The 21972-nt window shown below is 47.5% G+C and carries 18 protein-coding genes and 1 tRNA gene; 11 read left to right on the top strand and 8 right to left on the bottom strand.

All coding sequences use genetic code 11. From position 1 onward, the window contains the following. Nucleotides 1-71 precede the first annotated feature (71 nt). The 6 genes from GQE98_RS03150 to GQE98_RS03125 all read left to right on the top strand — a co-directional run bounded on the left by GQE98_RS03150 (nucleotide 72) and on the right by GQE98_RS03125 (nucleotide 4266). Nucleotides 72-500, top strand: coding sequence for a helix-turn-helix domain-containing protein (locus tag GQE98_RS03150; protein WP_161314078.1), 429 nt, complete (start codon nucleotides 72-74; stop codon nucleotides 498-500). A 4-nt stretch (nucleotides 501-504) separates the two neighbouring features. Next, nucleotides 505-711, top strand: coding sequence for a hypothetical protein (locus tag GQE98_RS03145; protein WP_161314077.1), 207 nt, complete (start codon nucleotides 505-507; stop codon nucleotides 709-711). 8 nt (nucleotides 712-719) lie between these two features. Next, nucleotides 720-2117 carry a hypothetical protein gene (locus GQE98_RS03140; protein WP_202526054.1) on the top strand — a complete coding sequence of 466 codons (1398 nt, stop codon included), beginning with the start codon at nucleotides 720-722 and terminating at the stop codon, nucleotides 2115-2117. A gap of 194 nt (nucleotides 2118-2311) precedes the next feature. Further along, entirely contained in the window at nucleotides 2312-2980 is a 669-nt protein-coding gene (locus GQE98_RS03135; protein ID WP_246157145.1) for a hypothetical protein, read from the top strand. Then, nucleotides 2980-3846: a hypothetical protein gene (locus tag GQE98_RS03130; RefSeq protein WP_161314074.1), complete on the top strand. Its 867-nt coding sequence runs from the start codon at nucleotides 2980-2982 to the stop codon at nucleotides 3844-3846. The genes GQE98_RS03135 and GQE98_RS03130 overlap by 1 nt, the downstream gene beginning before the upstream one ends. Continuing rightward, entirely contained in the window at nucleotides 3847-4266 is a 420-nt protein-coding gene (locus GQE98_RS03125) for a hypothetical protein (RefSeq protein ID WP_161314073.1), read from the top strand. 516 nt (nucleotides 4267-4782) lie between these two features. On the opposite strand, the gene GQE98_RS03120 is transcribed toward GQE98_RS03125, so the two are convergent. The 6 genes from GQE98_RS03120 to GQE98_RS03095 all read right to left on the bottom strand — a co-directional run bounded on the left by GQE98_RS03120 (nucleotide 4783) and on the right by GQE98_RS03095 (nucleotide 14503). Continuing rightward, on the bottom strand, nucleotides 4783-10290 hold the full coding sequence (locus GQE98_RS03120; RefSeq protein ID WP_161314072.1) for a DUF4011 domain-containing protein: 5508 nt from the start codon (nucleotides 10288-10290) through the stop codon (nucleotides 4783-4785). A gap of 707 nt (nucleotides 10291-10997) precedes the next feature. Then, nucleotides 10998-11074 (bottom strand) — tRNA-Arg (locus GQE98_RS03115). Between the two features lie 82 nt (nucleotides 11075-11156). Further along, nucleotides 11157-11348, bottom strand: a complete 192-nt coding sequence (locus tag GQE98_RS03110) for a hypothetical protein (protein WP_161314071.1) — start codon at nucleotides 11346-11348, stop codon at nucleotides 11157-11159. Between the two features lie 108 nt (nucleotides 11349-11456). Beyond that, nucleotides 11457-12647, bottom strand: a complete 1191-nt coding sequence (locus GQE98_RS03105; RefSeq protein ID WP_161314070.1) for a metal-dependent hydrolase family protein — start codon at nucleotides 12645-12647, stop codon at nucleotides 11457-11459. Nucleotides 12648-12782: 135 nt separating this feature from the next. Continuing rightward, entirely contained in the window at nucleotides 12783-13421 is a 639-nt protein-coding gene (locus GQE98_RS03100) for a peroxiredoxin (protein WP_161314069.1), read from the bottom strand. Nucleotides 13422-13555: 134 nt separating this feature from the next. Further along, the gene (locus GQE98_RS03095; RefSeq protein WP_161314068.1) at nucleotides 13556-14503 is read right to left on the bottom strand and encodes an ABC transporter ATP-binding protein; all 948 of its coding nucleotides are present in this window, start codon (nucleotides 14501-14503) and stop codon (nucleotides 13556-13558) included. Between the two features lie 278 nt (nucleotides 14504-14781). On the opposite strand from GQE98_RS03095, the gene GQE98_RS03090 reads away from it, so the two are divergent. From GQE98_RS03090 to GQE98_RS03075, 4 genes are all read left to right on the top strand, one after another. Further along, the gene (locus GQE98_RS03090; protein WP_161314067.1) at nucleotides 14782-14961 is read left to right on the top strand and encodes a zinc-finger domain-containing protein; all 180 of its coding nucleotides are present in this window, start codon (nucleotides 14782-14784) and stop codon (nucleotides 14959-14961) included. 37 nt (nucleotides 14962-14998) lie between these two features. Further along, on the top strand, nucleotides 14999-17860 hold the full coding sequence (gene polA / locus GQE98_RS03085; protein ID WP_161314066.1) for a DNA polymerase I: 2862 nt from the start codon (nucleotides 14999-15001) through the stop codon (nucleotides 17858-17860). Nucleotides 17861-17939: 79 nt separating this feature from the next. Further along, nucleotides 17940-18569, top strand: a complete 630-nt coding sequence (locus tag GQE98_RS03080; RefSeq protein WP_161314787.1) for a MarC family protein — start codon at nucleotides 17940-17942, stop codon at nucleotides 18567-18569. Between the two features lie 359 nt (nucleotides 18570-18928). Next, nucleotides 18929-19540 (top strand): VPLPA-CTERM sorting domain-containing protein, encoded by a 612-nt coding sequence (locus tag GQE98_RS03075; protein ID WP_161314065.1) that lies wholly within the window; start codon nucleotides 18929-18931, stop codon nucleotides 19538-19540. A 61-nt stretch (nucleotides 19541-19601) separates the two neighbouring features. Here GQE98_RS03075 and GQE98_RS03070 read toward each other — a convergent pair whose 3' ends face one another. Continuing rightward, entirely contained in the window at nucleotides 19602-20234 is a 633-nt protein-coding gene (locus tag GQE98_RS03070; protein WP_161314064.1) for a trimeric intracellular cation channel family protein, read from the bottom strand. A gap of 65 nt (nucleotides 20235-20299) precedes the next feature. Further along, nucleotides 20300-21286, bottom strand: coding sequence for a 2-hydroxyacid dehydrogenase (locus GQE98_RS03065; protein WP_161314063.1), 987 nt, complete (start codon nucleotides 21284-21286; stop codon nucleotides 20300-20302). Between the two features lie 180 nt (nucleotides 21287-21466). Here GQE98_RS03065 and GQE98_RS03060 point away from each other — a divergent pair, with 180 nt between their 5' ends. Then, nucleotides 21467-21964 (top strand): SH3 domain-containing protein, encoded by a 498-nt coding sequence (locus GQE98_RS03060; protein ID WP_202526052.1) that lies wholly within the window; start codon nucleotides 21467-21469, stop codon nucleotides 21962-21964. Nucleotides 21965-21972: the final 8 nt, after the last annotated feature.

Genomic DNA, 21972 nt, shown 5'->3' with positions numbered 1-21972 from the left:
AATGTTAATATGAAAAACTTCTTCTATTGCGCACTTTTTTCGTGCTCTACAAAGAGCGTATAGAAGGTGTCATGACGCCTGAAATCGCAGTCAATAACAGCGTGGAAGAGCTTGGCCGGGAAGAGAAGAAATCTCTGTTCGTTCATATGCGAGCGACGGGCAAATCGTATTCGCAGATTGCCGATAAGCTTGGCGTTTCGAAGAGTGCACTATCCAACTGGAATGCCGAGCTTGAAGAGGAGGTTGCCTCTGCACGGGCGATAGAGCTTGATGCGCTGCATGAAGAATTCTTTATGAGCAAGGAACGGCGTATCAACCTTTTGGGCGAGCAACTGAAGCGGATCAATGCTGAATTGTTTGATCGTAAGATGGAAGATATCCCGACGGACAAGCTTTTTACCCTTCATATGCAATACGCCATGGCCTTGAAGGAAGAATTTATCGAAACGCGCCCGTTGCCGGAGAATGAAATACAGGAACTCAAGAAGTTGAAGAGTTAAGCAATTGGAAGAAACTGGTATGGAAGTAAACGGGGCGAGTATTTTACAGGATTTGAACCGGACCCTGCAGAAGTTCCGGGCGGGGATGATATCGGAATCCCAAGCCACGAAAGAAATGACTATCCTCAATGCGATGTTGCGCGCCTATGACGTCACGGAGCTGCAACGGAAAGTTGAGGCGCTGGAAGCCGTTGTCGGATCCCGGAAATAGCGGAGTAAGTGGGTGATATGGCAAGTATGCGTAAACTGAACGCGGTCACTTCCGGCAACCTCACTGGGCGGGAAGTCGCGATGCTAAGGCTGGGAAGCTGGGCACAGGAACTGCGAGGTGAAGAGCCGACATTTGGTGATGCGGAACTTCAGGAAATAGAGCGGCGCAATCTATCCGGCCAACCGGCTAAGGCAAAAGAATATAATGGCTGGATGGAGCTATCCCAGGGCTTGCAGGTTGAGGTTTATTCCATATTGACATTGTGCCTTGATGCCCGTCTGGAGATCAACAGGGCGCTTGCGAGCCTCCAACAGGCTACATTGGCCTACCTCTATCGAATAGATACTCACAGCCGCCCACTGGTGATGACAGAGGCCGCCGCGAAGACCTACAGGGAAGAAAGCGTTAAGCGGCAGATACAACGTCGCCTGGAGGGTTGGTTCACTATCCAGGAAGTCTTCGACCAGCGTGCCTACGCACTTGTACCAGAAAAATTAAAGGCTGAGGTTAAGACCAACAACTATGTTGATGCTCCGTGGTGGAATTTCGTCGATACATTTCCAGAACGGGCGATGGAGATAGCGAGGGACGCTATTCAAGAGATCCAAGGCCTTGTTGATAATGGGAAGCTGAAGTTCGAAATCAATAATCCATCAAGCGCTATGTTGGAACGGTGGCCTATGTTGACGGATTGTTCCAAGGAGGAGGCAATTTACGTTAGCGCGGAATGGCTGGATCTGAGCACGTTAATGGATGAAGAGAAAGATGAGGCACTCACAGATTTGCATGGCGAGTTTACTATATGCGGCTGTCAGGGAAAAAATCTGTTTGCCCTAAATCAGGAGCTGCCTGAATGGCAACAGATCATCACAGAATATAAACAGGCCGAAACCAACGACGATCTCCCCTATGGACGCCCTGTCGCCATTATCCAGGAACCGTATGACGGTGGTTTCGTGAATGATGATGGTAAGTTTGAGTCATTTGGAGATGACGCTGAAATGCGATTGGAAGCTATTGCCAAGGGAATGGATAAATTGAGTCCTGAGGTATTGTGGAAGATCAATGAAAAGATACGGGGTTATGTGAAAGCATTTATGGTGAAGTTGGGCGTTCAAGATGTTCTGACAGAGGAAACGGGAATAAATTTTACGTCACATTTGACTGATAATTGGGCACCAGAACTCAAACGAGACGTAGAGGTTTTTAACAAGAGTTTGCATTCGATGTATTTGCTAAAATGGGAGGGAAGCGCTGAATACCTATGGGGTAGTAATTCTCGCGGGATTGTTCGGAAACCTATTGAGGTAGAAAGTTTTGTACTAACTGAAGAATACGAAACGCAACTTAGAAACTCTTTAAGGGCAGTGCCAGGGCCAAATTTTTTTATCGGTACCGAAGTTTAAGGTATTAAAAGAATTAATAAAAAATGAACTTGAAAGCTACTATATCAGCAAAAAAGGAATTTCAATTATGTTTGGAAAATGCAACTCAGCATTTCTTTTTATGTTTCTTATGTTATTGAACAGAGTTAGAACATTCCCAGCGATACGATTTGGGTGTTAAGGTAATTGTTACGAAAGTCCACTATTCTGAGGAAATGATGGTTATTGAAGATACAAGCATTAAATTTGTGTCATGCGACGTTGTGGTTTTAGCCAGCAACCATAATCCGTCTATTCTAAATCCGGATATGCTTAAAAACAACCACATTGTCCCGATGGAGTGGGAAGTTTCTGAAACAATTACCACGCCTCCTCTTTCTTTAGTTCAATTCAAAAATGGCATTAGCATACGTGTAGAAGAAAGAAAACTAACAGTCAGTGAGAACTATTCAGATTCATCTCAGTTTGAGAAAAGCGCTGGCGCAATTGCTCAAGATTACGTAACGAAGTTGAGCTTTACAAACTATACAGACTTAGGATTGAATTGGGCCGCCGTGATCGAGCGGCAAGAACCTGTGAAATGGGTTTCGGATAGATTTTATGTTCCGGGAAAGTGGAAAAGTGAGCCCTACGAGATGATTGGGTGTGAAGCGACCTTTTCTTTCGACTGCGGTCAGTTTGTTTCAAACGTAAAGATTTCCCCCAGAGTCGTTGATGTTCAGGACAATGCGTCAAATGGAATGATTGTATTTAATATAAATCATAATTTTCGCGGCGGGGGAGCAATCTTGGCTAAAGAGGGCAACATTGCGAAGTTACTTGAAAATAGGAATATTGCATTTTCTCAAATTAGGGATTTGGTCATCGGCGGGAGACTGAGTTAATGAACAACCAGGCTTTCTTCGAAAGCTCGTCGACACAGACTGAGCCACCAAAATTTAAGGCGGAGTTATCTAGCACGAAAGAAGAAGATATTAAGACTAGAGCGATCACAATTATTATGTCCGGAATTGAAAACGGCAGATACGAAACACTAGCCGATCTTGGCCGTTTAAAATCAAAATCGGATCCGGAGAGTTACAAAGCGACAACGGTAGATTCAGCTTCTTTGAAAAAGGGCGGCATTAATATTGACTTGGTTGATACTCCGCTGCTGACGCAGTTTGCTGCTCATAGAAGCTATTTGGCGACTATTTCAAATGACTTTGCATCAATATGGAACACGGTTTCGTTGAAGCTTGACGAAATCCAAGAAATTGTTCCGCTAACACTAGAAATGAACCGGCAAATTCATCAATTTAGTCGCTCAATATTCTCTGATTTAGATTTATCGTTAAAACTGCTTAATCCGGATAAAATTCTAAGTGAGGCAAAAACATTTGAAGAGTTAATCGCAATAACTGACCGATGGATATCTTCTCCTATTGCTGACCGATTAAAAGGTATCGCTGAATTTGCAAAATATGATGATGAGTCAGAAGAGATCGATATTATGTCACTCAAATTGCTTCTTCGATTTCTACGAAATAAAAAAACACACAAGGAGCTTGCTATAACAGCAACTGTAAATGGACATTTACAGGCTGATTGGGAGCAGTCCATAACAAAAGAAAAGTGGTCGATTAGGTTCGTAGATACGAATTCTATTTTGATATCGGTACTGAGAGATGGCGCGGAGGCATTCGAAAAAACTTCTATGGAAGAATTTTTATCTGGGGAAAATTTTTTGAAGTTGAGCGAAAATAGATAAATGGCTGACGGGGATAGCTTACCTCCAACAGACACCGTAGTCAGGGCATGTAAAAAGTCCACCTTCGACAAGGGAATAGTTACTTCAGCGGCGTTTGCATTGAGATCAAACATTGATGAAAAGGCATTGTCTGTGAATTGGGTCGAGTGCCCTTCCGTACCAAAGGAAAGGCAAACTATTCTGGAAGCTGTCAAAGATTTTCCTGAAGGGCTTAGTAAATTACCGGCGGCGACACTAAATGCAGGAGATATACAAAATATTAAAATTGAAGACGAAAAATTGGATGTTAAAGAAGACAGCCATAATGGCAGGAGACCTCGCCATTCACTAATAGTAGGTCATTATAAATCTTTGCGTGCGTTTTCATTCGAAACAAAATTAGCCCAGCTTGCCAACGAAGGTGAGTTTATTTTTCTATGATGCATAGTAAATTTTGCTTTGCAGGAGAGTGGATTGTGATTGTTCACTTTTTAGAGTGGGAAGACTTTGCTCGAAAGTCTGATTTCATTGGGATCACTGTAACCCCAAAATCCTTATTGTATCTCGATAGAGCTCCATGACGTAAAAGCCGTCGGCGTTTCCGGTTTGGACATAAGTATATTCTAAGTACTTATTATTCCAATTTTCTAAACTGTGCATTTCATGATTTATAGAATAAATGCAAATTATGTTATCTGTATTAATGAATACACTATTCCCACTTTTACGAAGGTACCATTTACTGTCGTTACCTAACTCAGCTTTCGCCACCTCAATTTCGCACCATGACATTCAATGGTTCCTCTCGCGTTTAGAAATACTTATTTTGATACAACGGAAAATTTGCGTTAAAAATTTCTCTCCGACGCTCCCTCCCGCTGTAGACACTTCCCATAATTTCAATAGTCGTTCTATAGTCGCGCCATTTCCATTATCGGCGTGTCGGCAATAGTATTATCAACTGATTTCAATAACACGTACTTCCTTGATATATGAGCCGACTTGGTATTCGACTTCATCTCCTAATTGGGCGTCAATTAAGGCGGCTCCAAGCGGCGTGTGAATACCAATAAGACCTTCTTCAGGATTGTTGAGGCCTTGCACCAGCTTAAAGGCAAACTTCTTGCCGCCATCGCTCAAATTTTCGACTTTTACTTTGCTACCGACCGCAACGGTCGGCGCAACTTGCCCCATTGGCACACCTTGAACAACTTTAGTCCGTCCTTCTTCTACTGGTCGATCTGAAAAAAGATCATCCCGCGCCGGGCCCATTGGTAAGCTAACTTGCGAGGGGCGTGTTTTTTTGACGGTGGTCAGTTCGCTCGAAGATCGCTCCGATTTCGAGAAGGTCTCATCAATATCACTTAATGGCTCCACTTGGGCGCGACGCTTTGAGGAAACATCCACACTGCTTTTAGCGGCCTCAAGATGTCTATTTATCGCTTCGCGCAACTTTTCAATTTCGTTTTGCGGATTTCTGAACCAATCAGTTGACCAAATTCTATGCAGATTCCAGCCGAGTCCTTCCAGAACTTCCTGTCTTAGTCGGTCCCTATCGCGGCTTGATTTAGAAGAATGGTATGTGGCCCCATCACACTCAACGCCAAGTATGTATCCATATGGCCAGTCCGGATGCCGTACGCCAAGATCGATACGGAAGCCAGCGACACCTACCTGTGGCACAGCGACACAACCCATCGCCTCAATTTGTCGAAAAACAAAATCTTCGAAGGGACTTTCTGTTTCTCTACGGTCACCACTTGGCTCCGAAATACTGCCAGTCTTGCTGTATTCAAGCCAAGCCCGGAACATCTGTACGCCAACATTTTTGCTTCCATCGACAATAATATCGCTGGGCTTCATAGATGTGAACGTGACTATCTTTCTTTTAGCCCGAGTAAAAAGTACATTTAGACGTCGGTGACCCTGCGCCGAATTAATTGGCCCAAATCTTTGAAGGACCCGTTCGCCAAACTTTTCAGGACCGTATAGTGTCGAGATAAACATAACATCTCTTTCGTCCCCCTGAATTGTCTCGAGATTTTTTATGAAGAATTCTTCGAGCCCATCATTCTCTTCTTCCCAAAATGCAATGAACTCTTGAACTTTGGGGTTGCGATCGCGCTCGCGTTCAAACGCCTCAAGAATTAGGTCCTTTTGGTCCGAATTCATTGCGCAAATGCCTAATGACTGATCCGGCCAGTTCGTCATGTGCTGTATTGTAGCTTTGACAATACTAGCAGCTTCAATCTCATTTCGACGTGATTTATATACGCCCGGCACTTCAACGAGTTCAACGCCAAGTGCTGAATTATTATCTTGTGCAGACGGGAATATCGTCAGCTCACCTTTATACATCCATTGGTTCGAAAACTGTATAAGAGATGGATGCCGAGACCGATAATGCCAGCGTAGTTGACGGATAGGTGTAAACGCAATATTCGCCAAGTCGAGGATACTCTCGCTGTCTTCTCGTAGGTCTTCATCTAAATCGCCGTCATCCAATACCTTCTGGAAAAAGCTCGTAGGGGGCAATTGCTTCGTATCACCTACGACTACCGCCTGCCGCGCGCGACTGATCGCGCCAATGGCATTCTCAGGCGTCATTTGAGATGCTTCGTCGATTACTACTAGATCAAATTCCAGTCCTTCGTGCAGATATTGCGCAACCGCAAGCGGCGACATCATCCAACATGGCTTGAGTTCAAGCAATGCCTCACCTGCACGGTGTGTTAGTTCTCGAACTCCAATTCGGTTCTTTTTTTTATTCATCTCGTTAATGATGAGGCTCATATTCGTAAAAGTAGATTTTCTGCCGAGATTGTTGCCGACGGGTGGATTGGCATTGGCGAGAAGCTCGCTTCGGATAACATCGCGCGAAATTTGTATAAGCTCATGATCTTTAGCAGAAATTTCCTTACGAACACGATCAAAATCCTGCCCGTCATAACCTTTCAGCACGGAAGCATGCAACTCAAACACTCTATCCGCCATGTTTTTGGCAATGATAGATCGCACTATTGGTCCTAGAAGATGGGTATCGAAATCGACCTCTTCATCAATAATCCAATCTACAAGCACGTTGAAGCCCCGATTGCGAAGCGCGTCTTCTGCTCTTTTGATCTGGGCACGGTCGAGAAGCGCGTCAGGATTGCCGGAGGCGGCCTTTAGGTCGTCCAAATGTTCATAGAGCCCAGTCGCTGAGCGCATGTGCTCAGGTAAATTGAGTAAAGTCCAAAGTTCTTCAGAAATATTCCCGATTTTATTGCGCCGACCTCGAAATTCATCAAGCGTTCGTAATAGTTCCAACGCTGTGCCGGACCGCATAATTGAGATTGCTTGAGCTGGCGCAGGTGTCGCCGAAATTAATTCGGCCAAAGCGCATTCATTTTGTAAAATCTCAGAATTTGTCTCTATACCAGCAAACTGTGAGCCAATTATGTCTCCTGCTTCAGAGGTCTCGATCAATTCAGAGAGTTGTTTGACTTGCATTGCAAGATCTACTGTCTGCTCAAGATCTGTTAGGCTAAAACTTGTTTGATCCTTGAAAAGAGTTAAATGCTCCTCGGCCTCATTCAAAAGATCTTTTTCTTTGGTAAGGATGACTTTTTGGGATTCAACATGAACCTCTAACTCAGCCAAAGTCATGTCCAAATTGAACTCAAGGGCGCAAAACGTTTCGATTTCTGAAATGCTACCTTCTTCAATCGCGCGCCGGAGATCTCTGTCGTCGTTCGATATCTCTTGTGTTTTTCGATAAAAAGCAACTGTCTCGTCGATCAAACTAAGATTGGTTGCAAGCCCTTTGAATATGTCTCCAAAAGCAGAAATATATCTTTTGTCGCCTTCAAAGTTTCGTCGCCTTTCTAGCCAATTGGCGTACGTTCCAAGCCTATTCGCCATTATATATCGGTCGTCCACAAGCCGACCTCGGAGGGTATTACGATAAGTGTTTCTTGCATGCTTGAACTTGCTTGAAAGGAACCGGAATGCACCAGCATCAAGAATAGTTCGCGCAGCATTTCGTATCTGCGCTGGATCATGATTATCTGCGTTAGGGAGACTTTCTTGTATCTGCCCAAGCTCTGATGCAAGCTTTCGTACAGTATCAATAAGTTCGGTAGCAAGCTTTCCAATTTGGCGAGCTTCGTCAAATCTCCTAAGTTTTTTTATAGCTTCTGGGAAATCGCGGAGAGTACGGGCATTTTCGCGGATACGATTAAGTGTTGCGCCAGGCTTTTCAGTCCAAACTAGAGGCAGCGCCTTAGCCAGAACAACGACCTTTTCCTCAACTATTATTTGCTTTTCAATTTCTTCAATTATATTTTTGTGGGTCAAAGCGGAGAGGCTTTCACCGTTAGCAGCCGCGAAGTCACGCGCAGACAAAAGACGGTTTAAAAGATTCCAGCCTTTAACATCGCGCAAGATTCGTTCCAACCGTATCAAAGCTACGCGACGTTCTTGGAGTTGGCCGCAAAGTCTTTGCACAACTTGACGATGCTCCGAATTGACAAGAGTCTCTACGTTCGACGGGTTAATGCGGTTGGCCTCAGCGGAAATAATCTTTAGAAATGAGTCTATTTTTTCAATGTCATCGTCAAATGGCGAGATTGAAACAAAGGGTTTTAAGCTAGAGGCATTTATGTCACGAATGTAAGCTTCTAATTCATTCGCTAACTGGCCTGCAGTGTCACTTGCGTCTTCCGCGTCGTCTCGGCTTAACACTGGGGCGCTAGAGGCAAGCCAGAGTTTGGGCATTTGATGAATCTTATTTAGTCGTTCTGCAAAGGCTTCAGCATCGGCGACGATCGCTTCCATGGAATTGGGGCCCAATTCTTCTGGATTCAATATACGGATTCGGCGTACTTCTTTTGGGATTTTTCTGAGAATCTCAGCTGTCTCAATTCCATGGCCAATCGTCTCATAAACTGTCATGCCAGTGGCGCCAAACTTAGATCCCAAAGCATCCAAGTAGCCTTTTAGTATCGAGCGGTGTCCCTCTAATGCGTCCTTGCGATTGGTGAAATCAATTTGGAATCTTTTAGATCCACGACTAACTGAAAGTCGCTCTTGTAGGCTCTCGTAAATTTTCTCTCTAGTACCGCGGCCTGCTTGAAGAGGTAAAACAAATTCCGCAAGGTTTGTAGCGTGTAAGCGGTTTTTTACTACATCAAGCGCTGTCAATTTCTCAGCTACGAATAATACTTTCTTACCATCGGCAAGTGCGGCCGCAATGATATTGACAATAGTCTGACTTTTACCGGAACCCGGTGGACCCTCAATTGCTAGGCTTTGTCCGTCCGCAACATCAACAAGTGCTGAGTATTGTGAGGCGTCTGCATCAAGAATTAGGTACGGAACCTTTTTAGATATTTTAGGATCGTCGGTTTCATAAACATCCGCATACGCGCCGTCACCACCTCCAGAGCTTGCCAAGAGTCTTGCGATTAATTTGTGTGAAGCAATTGGCCTCTTTTTTGGGTCTAGATCGTGATACATTGCGATTTTTGAAGAAGGAAATATCCCAAAAACTACTTCACGACGAACTTTCCAATGCCAACTTTGCGGACCTTTGTTCTGGATCTCTTCAAAATATTCTTCGATGCTACCAGTTTCATATTCCGGGATAGTTAACCTATGTTCAGAGAAAAGCTTTAGCGCAAGCGTGGTGTTGATAAAAACCTTATCAACCCCGGAAACATAAAACTCTGCCCCACTTGCAGATTGTTTCCGTTCAATGCGGATCTCAAGCAACAGCAGCGGACTTAAAAAATTTGTATCCTCTGAGGGATCTTTCCATTCGAGAAGTCCAAACGCCGCGTGAAGAACATTTACGCCAGTTTCTCGTTCGAAGGAGCGCCCTTTCTCCAAGATTCCCTTAGCAACCCTTATTAATTTATCAGGCAATAATAGAGTTTGAATATCCTTGTCCTGGTGGCGACCATCTTCATGCTCGTCTTGCGGCATAGGCAGACTGTAGCTAGGTTCTAAGCCATGATTTTTAGCGTGCAATGTGAGCGAGAGATCATCTTTAGTTTGGCGCGGCGGCAGGCCGAGTTGCTCCCTAATTTTATCTTTTAGCGCCCTTTCTATTCTGAAGAGTTGCTCTTCTGCCTTCTCTGAGGCTGATTCGAGCTCTTCGACCTGTGAAAGATAATCTTCATCCTCCTCACGCGCGATATACAATGCATTAAGAAACTCGTTGGTCAGCTCATCGGGTAGTTCTACTTCTAGAGCGGGAAGTGGCCTCAATCGCATGGAATTACCGTTTGTCAAATTAAAACGCAACACGTCTGGTAGCTCATCAATTACACGCAAGTTCGACGTAGATGTTGGCCGAAAGCGGGCGTGTATCAGTGGATTACGACGTGTCGAGTCCAAGAGCCGCTTGCGAAGCTCCACTAGCTTTTCGGATACATAGGATTGTATCTCTGGGCTGGAGAGTCCCTCCTCTATGCGACTCAATTTGAGCCTCCTTTAAATAAATTACTCTGTCGCTATCGTATCTTCACTTTTACAAGTGCCACAAATTATGAAGCATAAGTACGCGAAAATCAGCATGGTTACTTCAACCTAGTTATCAGAGTTACAAGCTTTATGGCAAATTTTTCAATTTAGGGTATATTTTACCGCCAAGCAGTTAGTTTCAAAATCAACTTGTTTCTTTTGCTGCGTTACTCATGTCCTGCCCCCCGTAACTAAACTACAAATTTTGTAATATTCTACAAATCTTCGGAGCACAATAGACACTCACTCGCGAGACTCTTCGCAAGTTTATTGTAGATTTTCCCTGAGTTACTCATTGAGTGTTTTTCCACCATGTGCACCATGCGGTCTTGCAAAATAATAGAAATCCTCCCATTCAGCGATTTTAGTCTCCAGATCGGTATCATCCTCGGGCTCACCAGCGGGCCAGAAAAAAAGGGCGCCTTCTCAGCCACATAACAGAATACAGTTCTTTGCTTGATTCTCGGATTGTGATGCGCACTAAATATCCTGACCGCCTAAGTTATTAATCGCTACACTACAAACAAAAGGTAATTGGGAAAGATTTACTAACAGAGCAGAATAGGCACATATTTTCCAGCCACACCATTCGCGTCGCGTGATTGCTATATGATTGCTAGAAGAAAATTTCTTCAATCATTAAACATTTAAGTCATTGAAAAGATTGGTGCACCCGACACGATTCGAACGTGTGACCTCTGCCTTCGGAGGGCAGCGCTCTATCCAGCTGAGCTACGGGTGCTGAGATGAGAACCTTGCTATAGCCCAAGCGATCCACCGTTGCAATGATTTTAGGGGGCAGCTCAGATCAAATACACATAATCTCAGCGGCTGCGCTTCAATCTGTCGATCTTGTCTTTATTCACAGCTCTCTTGTGATTGGCCGTTACCGTGACCATCAGATCTGCGTCACGCAGTTCTGATGAGCCTTTTTTGAGGTTTGCCTCCCCCTCAACACGCTGACGGCGGCGCAGGCTTTTTTTCTGAAGGCGTTCAATATCTGCTTGCATTGACATGAAACTCTCCTTTCCGAACATGACGGTTCAATTATATACAACGTAGTTCGGATTGGGCTTGATGCCAATCAATTCTCAGAAAAAAAGCCATTGCGCCGGCGAGTCCATTTACGGAAAGTCGACTTTCCGTCCATTCTTGATGACCATACGATGGTTTTTCTTCGCGGCCGCCATCAGGATGTCTTCCGCCGGATTACCGTTCACGATGAGCATGTCCGCCTTGAAGCCGGTCTTGATCTGTCCCCGGTTTTCGAGCTGCATCAGGCTGTGCGCGACCGAGGTTGCGCTGTTGAGGGCATCAACCGGGGTCATGCCGCAATCGACCATATAGGACATTTCCATCGCATTTTCGCCATGTAGGTTAAAGGGGGTGCCGGCATCCGTGCCCATTGCAATCTTGCCGCCAGCTTCATAGAACATCTTGAAGCTTTCCTTGTGTTTTTCGAAGACGCGGCGCGATTTTTCGACAACGTAATCCGCAATTCCCTTATCAGCGTTGTTCAGAATATTTTGAACCGCGGCAAGAGTAGGGACAAGGTAGGTTCCCCGCTCCATCATCGCATCCAGACATTCCTGGTCCATAAAGATACCATGCTCGATAGAGGTAATTCCGGCCTTTACCGCATTCATAATTCCTTCGGCACCCTGGGCGTGGCTAGCTGAGGTTTTATGAAACCGGCGCGCTTCCGCGACGCCGACCCGCATTTCATCGGCGGAGTAATGGGCGTCTTCCGGATTGACGCGGGGTGTCATGACGCCACCTGTAGCCATGATCTTGATGAGGTCACTCCCTGCGTGGATCTGCTCGCGCACGGCTTTTACCACTTCGTCGCAGCCGTCGGCCACACGACCATTCTTATTGCCATGGCCACCGGTCATGCAGATCATCTTGCCGGACGCCATGATGTTCGGACCGAAAAACCGTCCGCTGTTGCAGGCATCGCGAACCGGAAACTCCAGATATTCGCGCCCACCGCAGTCGCGCACTGCTGTTATGCCGGATTTGAGAGAGAGCTGCGCATTCTCGAGAACCCGAAGCGTGATTTCGCCTGGGTTTACCCCCTCGATGCTACCGCGGGGATCGGCCTCTCCTTTATAGACGAGATGAACATGACAGTCGGCAATTCCGGGCATGAGGGTTCCGCCGCTGGTATCGACACGTTCCCCCTGATAGTTTGTGAATTTTTCTGATGGGGCAACATCCTTGATCGTATCGCCGTCCGTCAACACCGAATGGTTTTTGAGAAGATTGCCAGTGCCGTCAAAAACATCGCCGCCACTATAGAGAATTTCAGTCATGTTATTTGCCCATACTATTGTTTGATTTCCACCAATATCGCATGATTATCGGCAGTAACTCCAATAAAAAAACCGGGCATCTATTGTGCCCGATTTAGTTTGTGATTTCACTGCCTACTGCAGCCTGAGTCGCCCCTACTTATTTGGTTGAGGGGTCATCCGAAGATAAGGTTTCAGTTCCTTCCAGCCCTTTGGAAAGAGTTTTTTCATTTCCTCGGGGTCGGTAATTGCCGGGACGATGACGCAATCGTCGCCATTTTCCCAGTTCACCGGAGTCGCAACCTTGTGATACTCGGTAAGTTGAAGGCTATCGATGACGCGGAGGATTTCCGCGAAATTACGCCCGGTGCTTGCCGGGTAGGTTAGGGTGAGCCGGAGCTTTTTGTTCGGATCAATGATATATACCGATCGCACCGTCAGCGTATCATTCGCATTCGGGTGGATCATCCCGTAAAGATCGGATACTTTGTGGTCTGCGTCGGCGAGGATCGGATAGTTTACCGCACTCCCTTGCGTTTCTTCAATATCACCAAGCCATTTGTTGTGGCTGTCCACGTCATCGACGCTAAGCGCGATTGGTTTTATATTTCTTTTACTAAATTCAGGCTTTAGGCGCGCAACCTCTGCCAGTTCAGTGGTGCAGACAGGCGTGAAATCTTTGGGATGTGAAAAAAGAATAGCCCAGCTATCGCCAATCCAGTCGTGAAAGCTGATGTCACCTTCAGTGGATTTCTGCGTAAAATCCGGCACGACATCTCCAAGTTGAATAGTCATCATATCCTCAATAAAGTTAAAGTATATTTTGGGGGAGATTTATAATATTAGCAGAAGGCGAATTATGCAATTGGTAATGACGGGTGTTTACAATTTTCAACTCTAGATTCCGGTATGAAATTGAGGAGGTGGCATTAACCGGCTGATGTCATCTGCAGAAAGGCATCTTCAAGGTCCGGCTCCTCTGTCGTCAGGTCGATAATGTTCAGGCCATCATCCGCTGCTGCTTTAAGAATCTTCGCCATTTCTGTCTTGCTCGGGGAATAGGAAATATTAAGCCGCCGGCCATGAGTGAGAGTTGCATTAAACTGCTTCAGATTCTCCGGCACTTCCGTGATGTCATGACCGAGTAGCAGGCAGACGTTTTTCATATCTAGCTTGCTGAGGAGTGATTCCGTTGGTTCGCAGGCAACAACTTCGCCGTGATTTATGATGGCAATTGTGTCGCAAAGTTCTTCCGCTTCCTCAAGATAATGCGTTGTGAGAATAATTGTCGTTCCCTCGTCGTTCAGTTTCTTGACATAACTCCACAGCTGCTGGCGGAGTTCTATGTCCACACCAGCGGTAGGTTCATCAAGGATCAGAACTTCAGGACGATGTACCATCGCTTTGGCGACGAGCAAGCGCCGCCGCATACCGCCGGAGAGCGTGCGGGCATACACATCTGCTTTATCACTCAGGCCCATTGCCGCAAGGATTTCATCAGTCCGTCGCGCCGATGTTGGAACGCCGTACAGCCCGGCTTGAAATTCCATTACTTCGCGTGGCGTAAAAAAAGCATCTAGATTGAGTTCCTGCGGGACCACACCAACCGCACTGCGCGCGGCGCGCATGTCTTTCACCGTGTCAAAGCCACAAATACTGACCTCGCCACTGGTCTTGTTAACGAGTCCCGCGATGATATTGATCAGGGTGGATTTGCCAGCACCATTTGGGCCCAACAGTCCGAAGAAAGATCCTGGCTTTACCTCTAGGTTGATGCCCTTTAACGCGGTTTTGTCAGGGGCAGAGCCTTTAACTTTATATATCTTCGTCAGGTTGTGGACCAGTAAAGCCGGCGTTATGGACGCTGTCTCAGTCATTCTTAATTTCTACTCTATTTTAAATTTCTGGCGGATCGACCGAGAATAATATACGGAAGGTCAACGCGAGCGCGCCTAGAAACTAGCGAAGTCAGCACGGCAACGCAAATTTTTCATCTGGATTAAATTAGTCGGGAGGGCGCAAAAGTTATATTGCGTCATTTCTCGGTTGCGTCGCCGCGTTCAATCGATATCATCCATGCGGTGCCAGCAGCCCGGAAAATTCGGAGAAGCCTCTGGCTATCAGCGTTAATCAGCAGAAGAAGTGAGACGGCTTTATGCAAGCTTTTGAGACAATTGAAGTTGACAGCACGAAGGTCGCCTGTGATGGCGGAAAAGGACCGCTTGGGCATCCGCGCGTCTATCTCAATATGGGGGATAAAGGCCAGGTTGAATGCCCATACTGCAGCCGGGTTTATGTTTTGAAGGCTGGCGCGAAAGTTGGCGGCGGACACTGATTTTTGCGGAACTTGAAGTAACAGGCGGGAAAGCGGCATGACCGAACCGGACGTCACGGGCGATCCAAATCAAAAACATAGGATTTATCTGGTCGACGGATCGGGATATATTTTTCGTGCCTATTTTGCGATGATTCGAGGGCGGCAGCCTATGTCGCGGTCCGATGGGACTCCGACAGGCGCAGTTCTCGGTTTTTCCAATATGTTGTTTAAGCTTATCCAGGATACCCAGGCGGATGGTCGGGTCAGCCACCTTGCGGTCATCTTCGATACCAGCCGTAAAACATTCCGTTCCGAAATCTACCCTGAATACAAAGCTAACCGGGATGCCCCGCCGGAAGATCTGATCCCACAGTTCCCATTGGTTCGGGAAGCAACCCGTGCTTTCAATGTGCCGGCGATCGAAAAGGAAGGCTTTGAGGCCGATGACATTATCGCCACCTATGCCGCGCAGGCGCGTGCGAAGGGAATGGAATGCGTGATTGTCTCCTCGGACAAGGATTTGATGCAACTGGTGGGCGGCGACGTGACCATGCTCGATCCGATGAAGAACCAGCTGATCGGTGCGGATGAGGTGCAGGAGAAATTCGGTGTCGGGCCGGATCGGGTAATTGATGTACAGTCCCTTGCCGGGGATAGTGTCGATAACGTTCCGGGTGTGCCCGGCATCGGCATCAAGACGGCCGCATTGCTGATTAATGAGTTTGGAGATCTTGATACCCTGCTTGAACGGGCAGAAGAAATTCCACAAAAAGGCCGTCGTGAAAAGCTCGTTGCGAATGTAGACAAAGCCCGGATCAGCCGCGACCTGGTTACGTTGAAAAATGATGTGGATCTGGATATCGATGTCATGGACCTGACTGTGCAGATGCCAAGCGCCGCAGATCTGATTGCTTTTCTTCAGGAAAACGAATTCAAGCAACTCATTGGCCGTGTCACAGAATTCTTCGGTGAGGGATTTCGCGAAGAAGCGGCGGTGTTGCCCGATCGTGAAACAGTGGAGTCGAGCAATGGTGCGCCGAAAGTCGAAACAGTCAATTATACTACCATCCTTGATATGGAGGCGCTTCAGGCCTGGATAAAGGAAGCAATCCGGGTTGGCCATGTTGCTGTTGACACCGAAACGACCAGCCTGAACGCCATGCAGGCATCCCTTGTCGGAATTTCTCTTTCAATTCACCCTGGTAACGCCTGTTATATTCCGGTGGGCCATGTAAATCCGAAATCGCAGGGCGGGTTCGATTTTGATGGGGCGGCCGAAAAGGGAACAGAGGATAACCCGCACCAACTAGCAAAGGCGGATGTTCTTGCGGCGTTAAAACCGCTCCTGAAGGATCCTGGCGTGATGAAGATTGGCCAGAATATTAAATATGACCAGGTGGTCCTTTCGCAGGAAGGAATAGAGATCGCGCCAGTCGACGACACGATGCTGCTTTCCTATTGTCAGGAAGCCGGGCTGCATGGTCATGGTATGGATGAACTTGCCAAGCTTCATTTCAATGTTACCCCGATCCCGTTCAAGGAAGTGGCCGGAACCGGGAAGTCACAGATTACCTTCGCCGAAGTTCCCATCGATAAGGCAACGGAGTATGCGGCGGAAGATGCGGATATTACGCTCCGCCTGCATCAGTGGTTGAAACGTCAGCTTGTGAAAGCTAAGGCTGTCAGCCTGTACGAGACAATTGAACGCCCGCTTGTGCCCGTTATCGCCAAAATGGAGCAGGAAGGTGTTAAGGTGGACGCCAAGCTGCTTAGCACACTTTCTTCAGATTTCGGGGCGCGGATGGAAGGATTGGTTGCGGAAGTTCATGATCTCGCGGGGGAGGAATTCAACGTCGGGTCACCGAAGCAACTCGGTGAAATCCTGTTCGATAAAATGGGGCTATCCGGCGGAAAGAAGGGCAAGAATGGTGCCTATACCACGGATGTTAATGTGCTGGAGGGGCTTGCGGCCGAAGGGGTGGAGCTTGCGCAGAAAGTGCTCGACTGGCGACAGCTTTCCAAGCTGAAAAGCACCTATACGGATGCACTTCAAAGCCAGATCAACGCCAAGACAGGCCGAATACATACGTCTTTCTCGCTTGCCGCGGCGTCAACTGGCCGGCTTGCCTCCAGCGAACCTAATGTACAGAATATCCCGGTCCGGACGGAAGAAGGCCGCAAGCTTCGTCAGGCATTTATCGCGGAAGAAGGCAACAAGTTGATCAGCGCAGACTATTCGCAGATTGAACTGCGTCTACTCGCGCATATCGCTGATATCTCGTCTTTGAAGGAAGCATTTTCTGAAGGCATTGATATTCACGCGAAAACGGCTTCTCAGGTGTTTGGTGTCCCGTTGGAGGGGATGGATCCGATGATGCGGCGTTCGGCCAAGGCGATTAATTTCGGTATTATCTATGGAATTAGCGCCTTTGGTTTGGCACGTCAGCTTGGGGTCTCTAGAACTGAAGCCCAAGGCTATATAGATCAGTATTTCCTCCAATATCCGGGTATCCGAAGTTATATGGAAACGACAAAAAGCTTTTGTCATGAACATGGCTATGTGCAAACTCTATTTGGCCGTAAAATTCACCTCCCGGGCATTAATGACAAGAATGGCGCAAGGCGGAGCTTCTCTGAAAGGGCGGCTATTAATGCCCCTATTCAGGGATCCGCCGCTGATATTATCAAACGCGCAATGGTTCGACTCCCGGACGCACTGAAATCAGAAAATCTCTCGGCTCGAATGCTTCTTCAGGTCCATGATGAACTGATATTCGAAGTACCGAATAATGAAGTCGACGAGACAGCTGCCATCGTTACATCGGTCATGGAAGATGCGGCTTTTCCAGCGGTCGAGCTCTCCGTTCCCTTAACCGTTGATGCGGGTATTGGGGATAACTGGGGCGAAGCCCACTAGGTTGCCGCAAGCCTTTCTTGCGACCGGTGCTCGCGCGGGTTAGGGTAACAAAAGACCCCGCCGGATGGTGAAAGATTTAATGCTGGAAACCGCGCTTGTAGCCTTTACAACTTTTTTTGCGACCATCGGGCCGTTGGATGTAGCGGCCCTGTTCGCTGCGCTTACAGTGAAGGCGACACCACGTGAACGACGGCAGATGGCTCTAAAAGGGTCGCTGATTGGCGGCGGCATCCTCCTGTTTTTTGCGCTCTTTGGAAAAGCGGTGCTGACCAGCTTTGGTATAACCTTACCGGCATTACAGGCCTCAGGCGGCATTTTGCTGCTGTTAATCGCGATCGACATGGTCTTTGCGCGTGACTCCGGAAGTACCACTGCGACGGATGAAGAAAAAATAGAGGCCCAGGGCAAAAAGGATGTATCGGTCTTTCCCCTAGCGACTCCCTTGATAGCCGGTCCAGGCGCAATTGGGGCGGCGGTATTGCTCGTTGCCGATACAAAAGGGGATACATTACTGTCGGCCGTGGTTATCGCCGTTCTTTTGGGCACAATACTGCTGACCTTTTTGCTCATGTTGCTGGCGACACAGGTGCAGAAACTTCTCGGTGTGACCGGACTTCACGTAATTTCCCGGGTTGTTGGTGTCCTGTTGGCCGCTCTTGCGGTGCAATTTATTTTCAATGGTATTCGCGACAGTGGTCTATTGGGATAGCTAATTCGTTTGTCGGTAGCAAAGCTCTGAATCGAATCAGGAAAGATTAACTATAATTATAAAAAAATTAACTATATCAATGATATAGTGGAAAATATAATCGCACTTATAAAGACAGAAATTTCTCATGATTTTACAAAAGTTTATATGAGTTTTTGCGTAAATACTGGTTAAATTGTGTTGACAATAGGGCGGCAAATTGTCACTTATGTGTCATTAAATTAGAGAATTTGCCTTTACCATTACTTTGGGTGCGCAGGATGCGCTGAGGTTAAGAAATATTTTTCGACCGTCGGGCATAATATTTTTTGAATTTTCGTTTGTTGCATGATTTAGCACACGAGTAGGAGTACCTAACTATGATTAAATTCGTTAAAACATTTATGGCGGTGGCAGGCCTTACTTTCGCCTTTACCCTACCGGCCCAATCAGCAATCATTTCCTGGACAGTTGATGTACCCACAGCCGATACAGGCGTTCCCGCTCCGACAACGTCCGTTGGCACGGTTAATCAGAACCTGACAACGTCTGTGCCGAATGAATACCGCTCGCCTTGGCAGGGGACCGCTCTCGATGGGATTGGCACCTACACTTCTATACAGAAAAATTCCTACGCCTCCTATGTTTTCGACACTGGATACTACGCAGTGGATTTCATGTGGGGATCTGTCGATACCTACAACGGCCTGGAATTTTATTATCAGGGCAACTGGGTAGACGCCCTCTCTGGTGATGACAGTCAGCTTAGCAGCGTCAACAATGGTCTTGGATTTATCGTTGCCTCTATTATGGCAACAGGCGTTTTTGATGAAATCCGCTTCACGTCTGAAAGCAACGCATTTGAATATGCGAATTTGACTGTCTCGGCTGTGCCGCTTCCTGCTGCTTTGCCTCTTTATGGTGCAGGTCTTGCTGCACTCGGGTTTATTGGCTGGCGCAAGCGTCGTAAATCCGTAGTTTCGACAGTCTAGACTTTAGACGAAATACTCCTATTTCAAACGGTGGCTTATAGAGCCGCCGTTTTTATTTGCGCTATTTGTAGTTCCTTCCCGCGCGCTGTCTATAGCGCGGTAAAGTCCACCTAAACAGGATGGCACCGGCGCGGATACTGAACCCAATCCCAATCGCAATGCAGGCGGCAAGGATGGGCGCAATATCTGTGTTATCGACGGTAATGATATAGACTGTCGCACTGACGAGCGCCGCCGTTGCGTAGATTTCCTGTTTAAGCAGAAGAGGCGGCTCCCCTGCGACGAGGTCACGCGCAAGCCCTCCAAATGTGGCAGTGATCATACCGAGCACAATAGCGACCATGGGGCTTGCTCCACTCGATTGTGCAATCTCGGCACCCAGCACAGCAAAGGCGGCTAAACCGATTGCATCGCTCCAGATCAGGACGACATAGCGCTTTTGAACATGGGAGGCGAAGAAAAAGAGAAGCACTGCAATTGTCAGGCAAACTAGCAGGTACCGTTGATCTGCAATCCAGAATACGGGCCGGTCCAGTATTACATCGCGCAATGTTCCGCCGCCGATGCCAGTAAAGGTGGCCATCATACCGAAACCGATCAGGTCCATTTCCTTGCGGCTAGCGACCAGACTACCTGTTGCGGCAAAGACCGCGACACCAACCAGATCGAGAATGGTGACGAAATCCGAAAACATGGCGCCCCCCTTCAGTAAAAGGCGCATGATCCGTCAGAACGAAGGAAAGCGCAAGAATTCCCGTTTTAGAGCATTGCCTGTAAAACCCGGTCGGGCGGTGTATGCCCATCAATAAAGGTTTTGATATTTATCAGCACCTTCTCGCCCATATCAATACGTCCCTCGATAGTCGCGGAACCCATATGTGGCAACAGGATAACGTTATCAAGCTCCATAAGGCGCGGATTGACAGCAGGTTCATGTTCAAACACATCAAGACCAGCACCAGCAATCTTGCCGTTTCGCAGGAGACGTGTCAGGGCATTCTCATCGACAACTTCACCGCGAGAGGTGTTGACCACGTAGCAGCTTGGCTGCAGGAGGGCTAGGCGGCGCGCGTTGAGAAGATGGAATGTTGCCGGTGTGTGCGGGCAGTTAATGGATACAATATCCATGCGGGCCAGCATTTGGTCGAGACTTTCCCAATAGGTCGCTTCCAGCTCATTCTCGACAAATTCAGGCAGTCGGTTACGGTTATGATAATGGATGGAGAGTCCAAAAGCCCGTGCGCGGCGGGCAACGGCCTGGCCAATCCGGCCCATCCCTACAATGCCCAGACGTTTTCCCCAGATCCGGTGTCCAAGCATGCTGGTTGGTGACCATCCCTTCCAGTTACCAGACCTCATCATACGTTCCCCTTCGGTCAGGCGGCGTGGCACCGCCATAATCAGGGCCATGGTCATATCCGCGGTATCTTCCGTCAGGACACCTGGTGTATTCGTTACGATAATGCCGCGCTGACGGGCTGTCGCAAGATCAATATGGTCAACGCCTGTGCCGAAGCTGGCAATCAGTTTTAGATTGGGATTCGTCTGGCTGAGCACCCCAAGGTCGATTTTATCAGTTACAGTTGGCACCAGAACATCCGCCATCTTCACCGCTTCGATCAGCTGGCTTTGGGTCATCGGTACATCATCATGATTCAGCCGCGTATCGAAAAGCTCCATCATTCGGGTTTCGATTACGTCTGGAAGCCTTCTTGTAACAACAACGACGGGTTTCTTCTGCGGCATATGATGACTCTCTTGTTCCTGGATTATTGACAAGACCAACTGACATTATCTAGCAGATCATGTTGGCGGATACAATTGCGACCTTGGATTAAGAGGCTGGGTTTTTTGTCCTCTTGACCCGATACCCTGTCACACGGCATAAGATGGGCGAACGCCTGTTATACAAAAGGTACTGGCACATTGAAACGCAGCATCCTCCTTCTTGGCTTTTTTGTTTTAATTTTTCTTGCTCCGCAGGCCAATGCTGGCTCGACCGGTTCCGAGACCGGCTTGCCAATACCGCGCTTTGTTTCCCTGTCGTCCGACAAGGTTAATGTTCGCGCGGGGCCGGGAACCCGTTATCCTATCAAGTGGGTATATGTCCGCGAGGGCTGGCCGGTAGAGATTATTGAGGAGTATGAACTCTGGAGGCAAATTCGCGATATTGATGGTTCCGTCGGTTGGGTTCACCGAAATCTAATTAGCAGTCGGCGCACCTTGATCATCACGAGCGAGGTACGCGCGGTCTATGAAGCTCCGGACGAAGGTAGCCCGGTTGTGTTGCTTGCCGAACCAGGCGTTGTGGGTAAGCTTGAGGAATGCGACGGACGCTGGTGTGAAATCGAGATTGCCGGCCTCACCGGCTGGCTTTTGGCCAGCCAGTTTTATGGCGTTTATGAGAGCGAAAAAATCCGCTAACAGCGCGT

The sequence above is a fragment of the Sneathiella litorea genome (assembly GCF_009882915.1).
Taxonomy (GTDB): Bacteria; Pseudomonadota; Alphaproteobacteria; order Sneathiellales; family Sneathiellaceae; genus Sneathiella; species Sneathiella litorea.
Note: the sequence above shows the minus strand (reverse complement) of the source record. Positions and strands in the feature narration are given on the sequence as shown.

Excerpts from the sequence above, each read along its gene's own strand:
- GQE98_RS03150 (WP_161314078.1), top strand. The coding sequence starts at position 72 with ATGACGCCTGAAATCGCAGTCAATAACAGCGTGGAAGAGCTTGGCCGG.
- GQE98_RS03135 (WP_246157145.1), top strand. The coding sequence starts at position 2,312 with ATGATGGTTATTGAAGATACAAGCATTAAATTTGTGTCATGCGACGTT.
- GQE98_RS03130 (WP_161314074.1), top strand. The coding sequence starts at position 2,980 with ATGAACAACCAGGCTTTCTTCGAAAGCTCGTCGACACAGACTGAGCCA.
- GQE98_RS03125 (WP_161314073.1), top strand. The coding sequence starts at position 3,847 with ATGGCTGACGGGGATAGCTTACCTCCAACAGACACCGTAGTCAGGGCA.
- GQE98_RS03110 (WP_161314071.1), bottom strand. The coding sequence starts at position 11,348 with ATGTCAATGCAAGCAGATATTGAACGCCTTCAGAAAAAAAGCCTGCGC.
- GQE98_RS03105 (WP_161314070.1), bottom strand. The coding sequence starts at position 12,647 with ATGACTGAAATTCTCTATAGTGGCGGCGATGTTTTTGACGGCACTGGC.
- GQE98_RS03100 (WP_161314069.1), bottom strand. The coding sequence starts at position 13,421 with ATGACTATTCAACTTGGAGATGTCGTGCCGGATTTTACGCAGAAATCC.
- GQE98_RS03095 (WP_161314068.1), bottom strand. The coding sequence starts at position 14,503 with ATGACTGAGACAGCGTCCATAACGCCGGCTTTACTGGTCCACAACCTG.
- GQE98_RS03090 (WP_161314067.1), top strand. The coding sequence starts at position 14,782 with ATGCAAGCTTTTGAGACAATTGAAGTTGACAGCACGAAGGTCGCCTGT.
- polA (WP_161314066.1), top strand. The coding sequence starts at position 14,999 with ATGACCGAACCGGACGTCACGGGCGATCCAAATCAAAAACATAGGATT.
- GQE98_RS03080 (WP_161314787.1), top strand. The coding sequence starts at position 17,940 with ATGCTGGAAACCGCGCTTGTAGCCTTTACAACTTTTTTTGCGACCATC.
- GQE98_RS03075 (WP_161314065.1), top strand. The coding sequence starts at position 18,929 with ATGATTAAATTCGTTAAAACATTTATGGCGGTGGCAGGCCTTACTTTC.
- GQE98_RS03070 (WP_161314064.1), bottom strand. The coding sequence starts at position 20,234 with ATGTTTTCGGATTTCGTCACCATTCTCGATCTGGTTGGTGTCGCGGTC.
- GQE98_RS03065 (WP_161314063.1), bottom strand. The coding sequence starts at position 21,286 with ATGCCGCAGAAGAAACCCGTCGTTGTTGTTACAAGAAGGCTTCCAGAC.